The following is a 13923-nucleotide window of genomic DNA, read 5'->3' on the forward strand; positions in this document are numbered from 1 at the left end:
CTTCCGTGGGCGCTCGTACGTCTTCCTGCTCTCGTACGACTCCTGCGGCCGCCGGAGGTCATCGCCCGTCAGCGCGACGGCTGCCCGGAGCCCGCCGGGTCCACCGTCGCCTGGTGGGCCTCGGCCAGATGCTCCTCCGCCTTCAGCCACGGCAGGAACTGGGCGCTCTTGCGCCAGCCGCAGGTGTCGCATCTGATCGTGCGCTGCACACCCGTGCGCTGCACCCGGACCACATGCTCCCGGCCGTGCCGGTCCCAGCGGCTGACCTTGCTCGTGCTGTTGTCCTGCGGCATGACGCCTCCCCGCGTCCGGCACACCCGACCGCAAGGAGTGTGCAGCAGGACCAACATCGACAGGGGGTCATTCACGCCGAGTTGGCCAAGCCGTGTCCCGGGCTCAGCCGACCGTGCGGGGCAGCCGCAGGCTGAGCAGACCGGTCAGGACGATCCCGGCCAGTTGCACCAGCAGGGTGATGACCAGCGCGTCCCGCATGCCCTGGTGCGGGACGAGGGTGAGGAAGAGGGTGCCCAGGGTGGCCACGCCGAGGGCGAGCGCGGACTGCTGGGTGGTGACCATCACACCGCTGCCGACGCCGGCCCGGGCCGGCGGCACCTCGGACATCACGATCCGCAGCACATTGGGGAGTTGGAGCGCCTGCCCGGCCCCGGCGACGGCCGCGCCCGGCAGCAGCGAGCCCAGGCCCAGGTGCGGCCAGTGCCGCCAGGCGGCGAAGGCGATCAGCAGCACGCCCACGCCCTGCAGCACGGCGCCGGCGGTGACCGCCCGGGTGCCGTACCGGGCGATGAGGCGGGGTCCGGCGAGGGAGACGAACAGGAACGTCACGGCCATCGGCGCGAGCGCGAGCCCCGCCGGCACCGGTCCGAGCCCGGCGCCCTGCTGGAGCGCCAGCGCGATGACGAACATGAACCCGCTGAAGCCGATCGAGAACGGCACCATCAGCACCAGCCCCCGCCGCAGGGACGTCAGCGCGAGCAGGCTCGGCGGCACCAGCGGCGTCCGGCCCTGCCTGTCCGCCCGCCGCTCCACCGCGTAGAAGGCAGCCGCGGCGACCGGGAACGCGGCCAGCGACAGCCAGGTCCACAGCGGCCAGCCCGCCGCCCGGCCCTCGGTGAGCGGGGCGAGCAGCGTCAGCAGGGACACGGCGAGCAGCACGGTGCCGGGCCCGTCGACGGGCTCCGGGTGCTGCGAGCGGGTCTCCGGCACGAAGCGCACGGCCAGCACCAGCCCCAGCAGGACGACCGGCACGTTGACGAGGAAGATCGCCCGCCATCCGCTGCCGGCGATGTCGGCGGCGACCAGCACACCGCCCAGGATCTGCCCCGCCACCATGGACAGCCCGGCCGTGGCGCCGTAGAGGCTCATGGCTCTGGCCCGGCGGCCGCCGCTCGTGGCGGACTGGATGGTGGCGAGCACCTGCGGCAGCATGGCCGCGGCCGACGCCCCCTGCGCGACACGCGCCGCGACCAGACTCCAGGCATCCGGGGCAAGACCGCAGGCCAGCGAGGTCAGGCCGAAGGCTGCCATACCGCCGAGGAACAGCCGCCGCCGCCCGAACAGATCACCGAGGCGCCCGCCGAGCACGAGGAGCACGGCGTAGGCGACCCCGTACCCGGCCACGACCAGTTCGAGTACGGCCTCGCTCGCGGCGAGGTCGGAACCGATGGTGGGCAGGGCCACATTGACGATGAAGAAGTCGACCAGCGGCAGCGCCGCGGCCAGCAGAACGGTGAACAGCCCTGGCCCGCTCAGCACGGGAGACGCCGTCCGGGCGCGGACGGCAGGAGTCGTGACGATCTCTGTCATGCCTCCGAGCCTGGGGCCGCCCTCAGACGGGTACCAGAGTGTCCTTGTCCTGGTAGAAGAAGTACCCGGAAACAGGCTGCGACGGGGTGGATCAGGAGTCGGGGGCCCGCGTCGAGGCGGCACTCTTCCCGCCCGGCACGGGCTGGTCGTCGAAGACCGAGACATGCCAGGCCCCGCCGGCGCGCAGCACGGTGAAGGTCTCCCGCAGCGACTCGCCACCGGCGTCCCGCGCGACCAGGTGGGCACTGCCCACGTCCGGACCCAGGTCGTACTCGATCCGCAGATCCCTGATCCACCAGTCCCGGCCGCCCTTGCCGGCGATGATCCGGGCGGCCTCGCGCCGGGACCAGGGCGCCTCCGGCACACCGCCGGCCCTGATCAGGCCTGCGGTGCTGCGGGCGTTCAGGGCGTCGACGTAGGCGCCGACGGCCTGGCGCGCCCCGCCGGTAGCCGCCGGCCCGGACGGCCGGGGCGGCTCACCGCCCGACGAGCACCCGGACGCGCAGAGCAGGGCGAGCGCCACGACGGCGATGCGATGCCGGGCCACGGGATCTCCTTCCTCCGGCCTTTCTGGCAGGTGGAAGGAGACCCCGTATCCCGCGCCCAGTTCCGGGATGGCGGGTTCTCGTGCGGGAGTGTCCGGTTCCGGGGGCTCAAGCTGGTGGCCGGGCGCGCTCATCCTGGTACAAGGGCCACCTGGAAACAGGCTCGTCGCGACGGCATCCTGGACCCATGACCACGATGGCCCAGGAGACCGCCGTCCCGGCGACGCGGGGTTCGGAGATCCGGCGGCACGAGCTGGCCGCCTTTCTGCGCAGTCGGCGGGAGCGGATCGCGCCCGAGCAGGTGGGGCTGCCGCGCGGGTCCCGACGCCGTACGCCGGGGCTGCGCCGGGAGGAGGTCGCCCAGCTCTCCGCGGTCGGTGTCACCTGGTACACCTGGCTCGAACAGGCCCGCAACATCCAGGTCTCCGTGCAGGTCCTGGACGCCCTGGCCCGCACGCTGATGCTGGACGCCAGCGAGCGCGCCCACCTCTTCCAGCTGGGCGGCGCCACCGACCCGACCCCGGCCGCGAGCTGCCCCAGCGTCACCCCGGCCCTGCGCGACATGCTCCGCGCACTGGAGCCGATCCCGGCCTGCATCCAGAACAGCCGGTACGACATCCTCGCCTACAACCGCACCTACGCCCGCCTCCTGGGCGACCTGGAAGCGGTCCCGCCGGAGGACCGCAACTGCATGCTGCTCGTGTACACCAACAGCGACTGGCGTGCGTCGATCGTGCACCTGGAGGAGACCATGCGGCTGATGGCCGCCCGGCTGCGCGCCTCCATGGCCGGCCACCTGGGCGAGCCCGCCTGGAAGATGCTGCTCAAGCGGCTGGAGAGCGAGTCCGAGGAGTTCCGCGAGAACTGGGAACGGTACGAGGTCGTCAACAGCCGCACCAAGACCAAGGAGTTCCTCAACCCGTACGTGGGTCACCTGACCCTGGAGCACACCGACCTGTGGCTGGGCCCGGAGGCGGGGGCACGGATGGTGACGTACATCCCGAAGAACGAGGACACGCGAGAGCGCCTGGAGAAGCTGTATGCGATGGCGGTGGGCGGCTGAGCGCCCCGCTACCGCAGGACCGAACCCAGCCAGTCGAACACCTTCTCGCAGTGCTGCTGCGGAGCCATCGGGGAGCAGTGCAGCTGCGCGCCGGTGGCCGCGGTGAACCGGAAGTACTCGCGCCGGCTGCCGAGCAGGTCGTACATCCGCCGGGGCTGGCCCGGATAGAACTGCTCGCCTTCGTAGTCCAGGACCAGGGTCGGTGCCTCGATCTTCGGGATCTCCCCGGTGATGTCCAGCTCGATGGCGACCTGGGCGGCGCCCCACAGATCGGTGAGGACCTTACCCGCGCGCGCCTGGAGCAGTGCCTCGCGCGTGAAGATCTCGAAGCGCTTCTTGACGGTGTAGGCCTGCTGGGGATCGAGGTCGGGCACGACGGCCTGCCAGGTCCGGTTGGTCTGCGTCTTGTCGGCGGTGACGATGCCGCGCACCGCCTGGGGGAAGCCGAGCCAGGGCTGGACACAGCCGGGCTGGCACACGACGGCCGCGAGCCGGTGCTCGAAGGCGGCCGCCCGGGCGACCAGGTTGCCGCCCATGCTGAGTCCGGTGAGGGCGATCCGGTCGGTGTCGACGTCCTTGCGGCGCTCCAGCCAGTCGACGAGCGGGGTGACCACGCGCTCCCAGCGGGTCGTCACCGGGATCTCGTCCACGAAGAGCAACTGCCCCTGGCCGGGTCCGTCGTAGACGAGGGCGTTCCAGCCGCGCTCCAGGGCGGCGCACACCCCGTAGGTCCACATGTCGACGTTCTGTCCGTCACTGCCGTTGGTGAGGATGACGGTGGGACGCGGTTTCTCCTGGTCGTCGGGCCGGAAGAACCAGACGGGCAGCCGCGTGTCCGCGTAGGGGACCTGCGCGGTCACGGCGGCCGGTGCGCACAGCCGGGCGAAGCCGTCCCAGGCGTGCCGGCCGGCCAGGTAGAGGTCCTTCTCGTCGCCCGGCGACTTGGTGCCGAGGACATAGAACAGGGCCTGCCCGTAGTACTGGGCGGCGTGCAGGGAGCGGATCCGGCGGGTCTGGTCGTCGGCCTGGCCGGCCGGGGCCGCCAGCCGGTCGCCGAGCGCGCGGAAGGTGTCGGTGAAGGTCTGCTCGGACAGTCCGGCCTTGTTGATCGCGTTCACGGCGGTGAGGACCTCTCCGACCTCCGCGGCCCGCATCGCGGCCGCGCCGAGTGCGAGCAGGCCGGCGAAATTGAAGCCGTCGTCCGCGAACAGCCGCATGGCGCCCGGGGTGAGGGGCGAGAGGGGTGCGGCGCTCCCCGAGGGGGAGGGGGAGGGACCGGACGCCGAGGCCCCGAGAGCGCAGCCCGCGAGGGTGAGAGATCCCGTGCCGACGGCGAGACCCGCCAGGGCGGCTCGGCGGGAGAGGTGCGTCATGGTGCCGCACCGTAAGCGGTCCGTCCTCCGCCGGGCCGGTGCCGCGCGCCTCGCTCCTCCGAACGGCCGCCCAGGGCCGAGCCGCACGGGCGGGACTCACCTGCTACGAGGCCCCCACGACCTCCCGCACTTCGGCCGACTGCAGCCTCTCGGCCGTGCGCTCGGCCGTCCGACGGGCCCAGCGCCCGCTGCTCACCAGCCCGAGGACGAGCACGGCCGCCCCGCACACCGTGAGGATCCACCAGCCGGGGCGAGCCGCCGCGACGAACGCGTCCTTGTACGACGACGCCCCCACCCCGGAAGCCAGCACGGCGCCTATCACGGCTACCCCCAGAGTCTGCCCCAACTGCCTGCTGGTGGAGGCGACGGCGGCCGCCACCCCGGCCTGGGCCCGGGGCATCCCCGACACGGCCGTGTTGGTGATCGGCGCGTTGACGAAGCCGAAGCCGATGCCGAACAGCACGTACCCGGCCAGCCGCGTGCCGTCCGACGTCTGCGCCTCGAAGGCCGCGAACAGCACACCGCTCGCGGTCATGGCGATGCCGGCCACCAGCAGCGGCAGCCGCGGCCCCCGGCTGCCCACCAGCCGTCCGGACAACGGTGCGCACAGGAACGTCGGCGCGGCCATCGGCAGCATCCACAGGCCCGCGTGCAGTGCGTCCAGGCCGCGCACGTTCTGCAGGTACAGCGTGGAAAGGAACAGGAAGCCGCCCAGCGCCGCGAACGCGCTGATCGCGATCACGGTCGCCCCGCTGAACGGAGCGGAGCGGAAGAAGCGCAGGTCGATGAGGGGTTCCTCGCGCCGGGGCTCGTACCGGAGCAGGCCGAGCAGGGCCACGAGGGCGATCCCGGCGAACGGGACCACCGTGCCGGGGCCCGCGTTCGGCGCCTCGATGATCGCGTACGTCAGCGAGCCGAACAGGGCGATCACCAGCACCTGGCCGACCGGGTCGGGACGGCGGGCCTTGGGTGCGCGGGACTCGGGGACGCAGCGCAGGGTGAGCAGCAGGGCGGCGAGGCCGACCGGGAGGTTGACCCAGAAGATCGAGCGCCAGCCGACCGACTCCACCAGCAGACCGCCGACCAGTGGCCCGGCCGCCATGGAGATGCCGACCACCGCACCCCACACACCGATCGCCCGGGCGCGCTCGCGCACGTCGGTGAAGGTGTTGGTGATGATCGACATGGCGACCGGGTTGAGCATCGAGCCGCCGACCGCCTGGACCATGCGGAAGACGACCAGCAGTTCCAGGTTCGGGGCGAGCGAGCACAGCAGCGAGCCGATCGAGAAGACGACCAGGCCCGCCATGAACACCTTCCTGCGGCCGATCCGGTCGGCCGTGGAGCCCGCGAGCATCAGCAGGGAGGCCAGCACCAGGGTGTAGGCGTCGATCGTCCACTGCAGGCCTGAGGTGGTGGCGTGCAGCTCGTGCTGCATCGAGGGGAGCGCCACGTTCAGGACGGTGTTGTCGAGGCTCACGATCAGCAGGCTCATGCAGCAGATCGCGAGCACGAGCAGACGTCGGCGCTGGCTGAGCTCGGGCATGGGCTCCATCGTACGCCGATTTCGATAGTGCGTCTAACTAATGAGCGTTACACCGTGATCGCGAGCCGAGCGCCCCGAGCCGGCGGAGGAGCGGCCGGCGGAGCTGTCCGAGGGGTGAGGGACAATGGTTCCTTGCCTCCTGTCGTACACCGTCCCGGAGTCGTCTGATGACCCACCCGCTCTCCATCGGCCCGCACGCCGTGGTGCCGCCCGTCGTGCTCGCACCCATGGCGGGGATCACCAACGCGCCCTTCCGCACACTGTGCCGGGAGTTCAGCGGGGGCAAGGGGCTGTTCGTCAGCGAGATGATCACGACCCGGGCGCTGGTCGAGCGCAACGAGAAGACCATGCAGCTGATCCACTTCGACGCGACCGAGAAGCCGCGCTCGATCCAGCTGTACGGCGTCGACCCGGCGACCGTCGGCAAGGCCGTCCGCATGATCGCGGAGGAAGGCCTCGCCGACCACATCGACCTGAACTTCGGCTGCCCGGTCCCCAAGGTGACGAGGAAGGGCGGCGGGTCCGCGCTGCCGTACAAGCGGAACCTGCTGCGGGCCATCCTGCGCGAGGCGGTCTCCGGCGCCGGCGACCTCCCGGTGACGATGAAGATGCGCAAGGGCATCGACGACGACCACATGACCTACCTCGACGCCGGCCGTATCGCCGTCGAGGAGGGCGTCACGGCGATCGCGCTGCACGGCCGTACGGCCGCCCAGCACTACGGCGGCACGGCCGACTGGGAGGCCATCGCCCGCCTCAAGGAGCATGTGCCGGAGATCCCGGTGCTCGGCAACGGCGACATCTGGTCGGCCGAGGACGCGCTGCGCATGGTGCGGGAGACCGGCTGCGACGGGGTGGTCGTGGGCCGCGGCTGCCTCGGGCGGCCCTGGCTGTTCGCGGACCTGGTGGCCGCGTTCGAGGGGCGTACCGAGGCCCCTGCCGGAGGCACCGGCGGAAGCAGTGCGCGGCCGACGCTCCGTGAGGTGGCCGACGTCATGGTCCGCCACGCCACCCTCCTCGGCGAATGGATCGGCGACGAGTCCCGCGGTGTCATCGACTTCCGCAAGCATGTGGCCTGGTACCTGAAGGGCTTCGCGGTCGGCTCCGAGATGCGCAAGCGGCTCGCGATCACCTCGTCGCTCAAGGAGCTGCGCGCCGGTCTCGACGAGCTGGACCTCGACCAGGCCTGGCCGCTCGGCGCCGACGGCCCGCGCGGCCGTACGTCCGGCAACAACCGAGTGGTGCTGCCGGACGGCTGGCTGAAGGACCCGTACGACTGCGCGGGCGTGAGTGAGGACGCGGAGCTGGATACCTCCGGCGGTTGAGCAGCCTTTTTGCCCACCCGCCCACCCGCCCACCCGAGTCGGTCGGCCGGAAGGCGACCGCCGCGGGGCTCGGCTCCGCCCCGGACCCCGACGGGGCGGCCTCCGGGCCCCGGCCGGATCGGCTCCGGGCCCGGGCCCGGGCAAGGGCTCAGCCCGTGTCAGCCCTTCTTCGGGTGTGGGGTCGAGCCGTACGCCGTCAGGAAGCGGTCGCGGAACGAACTCATCTTCCACACCGGCGCGTTGTGCGCGGGACGCAGGCCGTCCGTCCACCCCCAGCCGCCGATCTTGTCGAGGACCTTCGGGTCCTTGGCGACGATCGAGATCGGCACGTCACGGCTGGCGTGGTTTCCGCTGACCCGGGCGATCGGCTGGTGGTCGCCGAGGAAGACCAGGACCGTGTCGTCGTTGCCGTAGCGCTCCAGCCACTCGGTCAGCGCGGTCACCGAGTACTGGATCGACTTGCCGTACTCCTGACGGGACTTGGTCGTGTCGGCGATGACGTCCGCCGGCTTGTTGCCCGCCGCCTGGATGCCCTTGAAGATCGAGCCGTCGCCCAGCTGGTCCCAGCCGACCGCCTTCGGGATCGGCGCCCAGGGCTGGTGGCTGGACGTCAGGATGATCTCCGACATCATCGGCTTGTCGTGCTTCTTGCCGTGCACGCGCTGCTGGAACTGCTCCAGCGCGTACTGGTCCGGCATGGTCGACCAGCTGAACTTCGGCCCCTTGTAGCCGAGTTCGAAGGCGTTGTAGACCTTGTCCAGGCCGTAGAAGCTCTGCTCGGGCCAGCCCTTCTGCACGCCCGGCATGACGCCGACCGTGTCCCAGGCACCGGTCTTCTTGAAGGCCTTGGTGAGACTGAGGTGGTCGCTCGCCATGACGGTGCGGTAGCGCTGCTGGTTGTTGATCCACAGCCCCGACATGGTGGTGGAGTGGCCGAGCCAGCTGCTGCCGCCGTAGGTCGCCGAGGTCAGCCAGCCGCTCTTGGCGTGGTAGCCGGCCTCGGCGAGGGCCTTGGTGCGCGTGTCCAGGGTGCTGTCGACGCCGGGCGCCATGATCGGGTCCTCGATCGCGCTGCGTCCGTAGCTCTCGATGAACGTGAAGATCATGTCCTTGCCGCGCAGGTCGGGCATGAGCTGGGAGCCGGGCGTGTTCCCGAAGGCGTCCACCTTGGCCACCTTCCGGAACTCCGCCTCGTCCCGCAGGGTGTCCGACACCCGGCGGGCCTGGATCTTCAAGGCGGTCGCGGTGCGGTCCGAGGCGATCGGCACGCCCGAGATCTGCAGGCCGAGGGATGAACAGGTGATCCAGACGACGCCCGCGATCAGCGTGCCGCGGGTCGCGGTGCCGGTGTGCCGGGCGAGGAGGTTGCTCAGCCGGACCATGGACAGGGCCAGCAGCACGAACAGCAGCAGCACGGCAGTGATCACACCGGCGGTGGCGGCGAGGGTTTCCGTACGGCCGAGCGAGTCCTCCAGGTACGACTGCGCATCGCCGAGCAGGCTCCAGTCGAGGACGAGGTTGAAGCCGCGGCCGAGGTACTGGTTGAACCCCATGTCGAGCAGGTTCACCACGGTCATCGCGGCCAGTGCCACTCCGGACACCACGGCCAGCACCACCCGCGGCCGGCGCGGCAGCGCCAGCATCACCGCGGCCCCGATGACCGCCTCCGCGGGTATCCGCGCGAACTTCGCGGGCCCGAGGCCGACGACGGTGTTCGGCAGCACCAGCGCGGCTACGACGAGGAGGGCGGCGAGCACGGTGAGGGTGACGGAGAGGGCTTGGGCGGCGGCCGGGTGCGCCTGCCGCAGGCGACGACTCCGGGAGGACCAGGCGGTCCAGGTGCGGCGGGCGGGGCGGGTGGCGGCGGCCGCGGCGGCAGGCTCGGGGGCCGTTCGCCCGGGAGAGGTTCCTCCGATGGCGGCTCCGGGGGCCGTTCCCTCGGGGGTGGTTTCTTCGGTGGTGGCTTCGGGGGCCGTTCCCTCGGGGGTGGTTTCTTCGGTGGTGGCTTCGGGGGCCGTTCCCTCGGGGGTGGCTTCTTCGGTGGCGGCTCCGGCTGCGGCGGCGTTCGCTGTGGCGGTCGCGGCGGGTGCGTCCGTGTCGACTGCGTCCGTGTCGGCCGCGGTGGGCTCTTCGGCGCGGGGCTCCTTGGATTCCGCGGCAGTGGCCTCTTCGGCGCGGGCTGTCCCGGCGGAGGGTTCCCGGTCGGCCACGTCCGGAGAGGGAGGCGTTTCGGATATGCCCTCCGGAGTGTCCTCGACGCGCCCCTCCTCCGGGGCGTGATCAGCGGGGGCTTCCGGGGCGGTGGCATCAGGGCGGGAGGCCTCTTCGGGGCCGGCTTCTCCGGCCTCCACCTCGTCCGGACCGGCCTCCGCCCTGTCGGCCCCAGCCTCGGCGGAGGCGGGGGCGGAGGCTTCCGGGGTCCGTGTCCTCTCCTCCTCCCGTTCGTCGAGGACAGCCTCGGCTCCCCCGGCCGTACCCGATGACTGGCGCGTGCTCGTGTGCTGAGGCAACCCGGAGGTCCTTCCGTGCGAGACCCGTGACGGAGACGGCGGGCCATGCTGGGGAGGCTGGGCAGGGCCGAGGAAACCCCGGCCCGCCCGGCCCGCCGCCATCCCGTACGGCTCGCCCGAGTCCGCTGTTCACGGGCCTCGGCAAACACCGGGCAAACGCCCGGTCAAGGCTGGTGTTACGCGCCTCCGACCGCGGTGAGCAGGGCGAGCGGGGCCGCTGCGGAGCGGGATTCGCGGATGCAGGCGTGCGGGTAGGGAACCGGCTCGGGGTGGGTGTCGCGGCCGTAGCCCGCGAGGACCTCGGGAAGCCGGTGGCCGCCGGCCGTCGCCGCGTCGACCAGGGCGTGCGCCACCGTACGGGCCTCGTCGTGCAGGCCGTAGCGGGCCAGGCCCAGGGTGATCAGCGCGTTGTCGTGCGGCCAGACCGGGCCCCGGTGGTGGGAGAGGGGGTGGTACGCCGGCTGGCCGGCGGCGAGGGTGCGGACGCCCCAGCCCGAGAAGAAGTCCGGTTCCAGCAGCCGCCGGCCGACGACCTCGCCGTACTCCTTGTCCAGCAGCCCCGACCACAGCAGATGCCCGGCGTCGGACGCGAGCGCGTCGACCTGGCGGCCCTCCCCGTCCAGCGCGAGCGCGGGGAAGGAGTGCTCCCGCATCCAGAAGTCCCGCTGGAAGCGGTCCCGGAGGTCGGCCGCCGCCTGTTCCAGCAGCGCGGCGTACGTCTCGTCGGCCCACGCCGTGCGCGCCACCCACGCCGTGCGGCGCAGCGCGTCGTACGCGTAACCCTGGGCGCCCGCCGCCATCACCGCCCCGGTGGGCCGGGTGCCGTCGGACCAGCAGATCGCGCCGGGGGAGTCCTTCCAGTTCTGGTTGGCGAGGCCGCCCCGGTCGGCGCGGTAGACGAGGTAGCCGCGCGCCGTCAGCCCGCCGTGGTCCAGCATCCAGCCGATCGCCGCGCGCGCGTGCGCTTCGAGGCGGCGGGCCAGGACGGTGTCCCCGGTCCCCTCGACGTACGCCCCGAGCAGGATCAGGAACAGCGGGGTCGCGTCGACCGAGCCGTAGTACCGCCCGAACGGCACCTGCCCGAAGTGCGCCAGCTCGCCGTGCCGCACCTCGTGCACGATCTTGCCGGGCTGGGCGACCGAGGACACCCTGTTCCCGGTCGCCTGGGTCGCGGCCAGCGCCGGGAGCGTGGCAGCCGCCAGCTGCGGCCGGTACGGCAGCGCGAACAGGGCGGTGAGCAGGGCGTCCCGGCCGAGCAGGGTGAGGAACCAGGGTGCGCCCGCCGCCGGGACACGCAGCTCCTCGCCGTCCGGTCCGGTCGCCGGTACCTGCAGCGCGGCCAGGTCGGAGAGCCCGCGGGCACAGGCCGCCGCCAGTTCCGGCCAGCCGGTCGGGAAGGCCACGCCCTCCACGAACCCGCCCTCCAGCGCGAGTACCTGCTCGTTCACCGCGGCCGGCGAGCGCGGCACACGCAGGGCGCGCCTGTCGCCGTGCGGGCGGGCCATCACGCGCAGCACCAGCTCGGTCGTGCCGTGGGATTCCAGGTCCATGACCCAGACCAGGCGGCGGGCGCCCGTGCCGGTCTCCTCGACGGCGTCCGGCGCCGGGTCGGCCGTGATGGTCGTACAGGACCGCCATTCGGCCCGCCGGTAGGTGAACTCGATGCCGTCGTCCAGGACCTGGCGGGAGCGTACGGCGCCGGCCTTGACGTAGGTGCGGTGGTCGGAGCGCAGCTCGAACTGGTCGGCGAAGTCGGCGTCCGCGGTGATGGCGAGGCGGACGGTGGTGGGCGCCGGGCGGTTGCTGGTCACCCGCAGGGCCTCGACGAACGAGCTGTCGCCGACGGCCTGTTCACGGAAGAGCGTGTGTGCGGGCGGCTCCTGCCGGCCGCCGCGCGGCACCAGCACACAGCGGGCCGCGTCGCCGTCCGCGACCGGGGTGAGCACCTCGGGCACCGCGCCGTCGACGGTGAGCTGCCAGCGGCTGAGATGCCGGGCGTCCCGCACGAACAACCCGTCCGGGGAGCCGGCGCCCCGCACCCCGCTGATGTCCCCCCGGTCGCCCACGGCGGCGAAGGTCGCCCCGTGCACGAGCAGATGATGCCGATCCGTCATGCCCCGTCCCCTCCCTTGTCATTCCTGTCGAACGTGCCGGCGCCCGTGGGGGACACGCTCTTTCCCCCGGGCTGGTGGAGCAGGTCGAGCGCGAGCGCGGCGGTCCAGCCGAAACCGGTCGTGCCGCACGCCTCGCCGGTGTACGGGTCGACGTACTCGGCGAAACCGCTGGCCTCGGCGAGCCTCAGCGCCGCCAGCCGCAGCGCGTCGGCGCGCTCCCGGTCGCCGTGCGCGCGCAGCCCCCGCTCCAGCAGCCAGCTGGTGTTGAACCACGCCGGACCCCGCCAGTACCGGTGCGGGTCGAAGGCCTCGCCGAGGAGGTCGTAGCTGGGGACCAGCTCCGTGCCGGTGCCCAGCCCGAAGTGGGGGCCGCACAGCGTGCTCACGAGCGCGGCGGCGACCTCCCGGGGCAGCCCCGGCAGCAGCAACGGAATCAGGCCGGAGACGCTGCGCTCGGGGACCAGTTCCCCGCCCCGCAGATCCCCGCCCCGCAGATCCCCGGTCCGCGGATCCCCGGCCCGCAGGTCCCGGCACCGGAACATCCCGCTCGCCGGGTCCCACAGCCGGTCGACCAGGGCCGCCGTCAGCCGCTCGGAGCGCGCACGGCGGGCGGTGCCCGGCGCGCCCAGCTCCTCGGCTATCCGTGCCAGCGCCTGCTCGGAGGCGATCAGCAGGGCGTTGAACGCCGGGTCCTCGACGGCGAACTCGCCGCCGCCGGCCCCGTGTCCCCCGCCCGGTCCGTCGCTGTACCCCCCGCCCGGCCCGTCCCTGTACCCCGCCTCCCGGTAGTCGGCGGCCAGCCGCACGTACCGCCCGTAGTCCAGATCCGTCGGCCGGTCCTCGGCGGCGCCGTGGTCGAGGTCGGCGCGGCGGAAGGAGCGGGCCGGGGCCGGGGTGATGCGGGAGAGCGGGGCGTCCCAGCAGGGACTGTTGTCCATGCCCTGCTCCCAGGGGTGCACGACGGACACCAGCCCGCCCCCGCCCAGGTCCCGCCGGTGCAGCAGATACCGGTGCCAGGCGGCCAGCCGCGGATACACGCCGGCGAGGAAGCCGCGCGCCCGCGACAGACCCGGGTCGGCGCAGTGCACCAGCCAGGCCGCCAGCGCGTGCACCGGTGGCTGCACGATGCCCGACGTCTGTACGGTGCGCGGGGCGCCCGCAGCGCGCCCCGCGGTCGAGGAGCGCCAGAAGTCGGGGCTCGGGAAGTACGCGTCGAGCGGTACGGAGGCGTTGAAGACGATGTGCGGGACGCGCCCGTCGCCCCACTGGGCCGCCAGCAGCGTCTCCAGCTCGGTCTGCGCCCGCAGCGGCGAGAGGTGCCGCAGTCCTATCGCGATGAACGCCGAGTCCCATGACCACTGGTGCGGATACAGGCTCCGGGAGGGCACGGTCGACGCGCCCGTCCAATTGGCCTCCAGCACCTCGGCCGCCCTGATGTGCAGGGATGTCACCGCGGCCGGCGGATCGTATGCGATCTCTCGCTGCGGGACAGGGACAGTGCGCTGGGCAGTGCGATCCACTCGGGGCTCCCCGAAGACGTCCGGCCGACCTTGGTTCGGTTGTGGCTACCGTAGGGTTACGCCTATTTAACACGCAAAACTCAATATGTAATGCAAGCTTGAG

10 protein-coding genes are annotated in these 13923 nt (G+C 72.5%); 2 read left to right on the forward strand and 8 right to left on the reverse strand.

Annotation, left to right across the window (positions count from 1 at the left end):
- Positions 1-68: 68 nt before the first annotated feature.
- From ACIRU3_RS24235 to ACIRU3_RS24245, 3 genes are all read right to left on the reverse strand, one after another.
- On the reverse strand, positions 69-293 hold the full coding sequence (locus tag ACIRU3_RS24235; RefSeq protein WP_404059740.1) for a hypothetical protein: 225 nt from the start codon (positions 291-293) through the stop codon (positions 69-71).
- A 103-nt stretch (positions 294-396) separates the two neighbouring features.
- Positions 397-1824 carry an MFS transporter gene (locus ACIRU3_RS24240; RefSeq protein ID WP_404059743.1) on the reverse strand — a complete coding sequence of 476 codons (1428 nt, stop codon included), beginning with the start codon at positions 1822-1824 and terminating at the stop codon, positions 397-399.
- 91 nt (positions 1825-1915) lie between these two features.
- Positions 1916-2371 carry a hypothetical protein gene (locus ACIRU3_RS24245; protein ID WP_404059746.1) on the reverse strand — a complete coding sequence of 152 codons (456 nt, stop codon included), beginning with the start codon at positions 2369-2371 and terminating at the stop codon, positions 1916-1918.
- 185 nt (positions 2372-2556) lie between these two features.
- Here ACIRU3_RS24245 and ACIRU3_RS24250 point away from each other — a divergent pair, with 185 nt between their 5' ends.
- Positions 2557-3432, forward strand: a complete 876-nt coding sequence (locus ACIRU3_RS24250; RefSeq protein ID WP_404059749.1) for a helix-turn-helix transcriptional regulator — start codon at positions 2557-2559, stop codon at positions 3430-3432.
- Between the two features lie 8 nt (positions 3433-3440).
- Here the strand turns inward: ACIRU3_RS24250 and ACIRU3_RS24255 are convergent, their stop codons facing one another.
- Both ACIRU3_RS24255 and ACIRU3_RS24260 read right to left on the reverse strand, forming a co-directional pair.
- Positions 3441-4805 (reverse strand): alpha/beta hydrolase family protein, encoded by a 1365-nt coding sequence (locus tag ACIRU3_RS24255; RefSeq protein ID WP_404059752.1) that lies wholly within the window; start codon positions 4803-4805, stop codon positions 3441-3443.
- A gap of 103 nt (positions 4806-4908) precedes the next feature.
- The gene (locus ACIRU3_RS24260; protein WP_404059754.1) at positions 4909-6351 is read right to left on the reverse strand and encodes an MFS transporter; all 1443 of its coding nucleotides are present in this window, start codon (positions 6349-6351) and stop codon (positions 4909-4911) included.
- 167 nt (positions 6352-6518) lie between these two features.
- Between ACIRU3_RS24260 and dusB the strand changes: the two genes are divergently transcribed.
- Positions 6519-7676 carry a tRNA dihydrouridine synthase DusB gene (gene dusB, locus ACIRU3_RS24265; protein WP_404059757.1) on the forward strand — a complete coding sequence of 386 codons (1158 nt, stop codon included), beginning with the start codon at positions 6519-6521 and terminating at the stop codon, positions 7674-7676.
- 158 nt (positions 7677-7834) lie between these two features.
- Here dusB and ACIRU3_RS24270 read toward each other — a convergent pair whose 3' ends face one another.
- From ACIRU3_RS24270 to ACIRU3_RS24280, 3 genes are all read right to left on the reverse strand, one after another.
- Positions 7835-9433, reverse strand: a complete 1599-nt coding sequence (locus ACIRU3_RS24270; protein ID WP_404059968.1) for a sulfatase-like hydrolase/transferase — start codon at positions 9431-9433, stop codon at positions 7835-7837.
- Positions 9434-10362: 929 nt separating this feature from the next.
- Entirely contained in the window at positions 10363-12300 is a 1938-nt protein-coding gene (locus ACIRU3_RS24275) for a glycogen debranching N-terminal domain-containing protein (RefSeq protein ID WP_404059760.1), read from the reverse strand.
- Positions 12297-13820, reverse strand: coding sequence for an MGH1-like glycoside hydrolase domain-containing protein (locus ACIRU3_RS24280; protein WP_404059763.1), 1524 nt, complete (start codon positions 13818-13820; stop codon positions 12297-12299). Before ACIRU3_RS24280 ends, ACIRU3_RS24275 begins: the two co-directional genes overlap by 4 nt.
- Positions 13821-13923: the final 103 nt, after the last annotated feature.

It is taken from the genome of Streptomyces sp. NPDC101151, from assembly GCF_044768335.1.
In the GTDB taxonomy this organism is placed as follows: domain Bacteria; phylum Actinomycetota; class Actinomycetes; order Streptomycetales; family Streptomycetaceae; genus Streptomyces.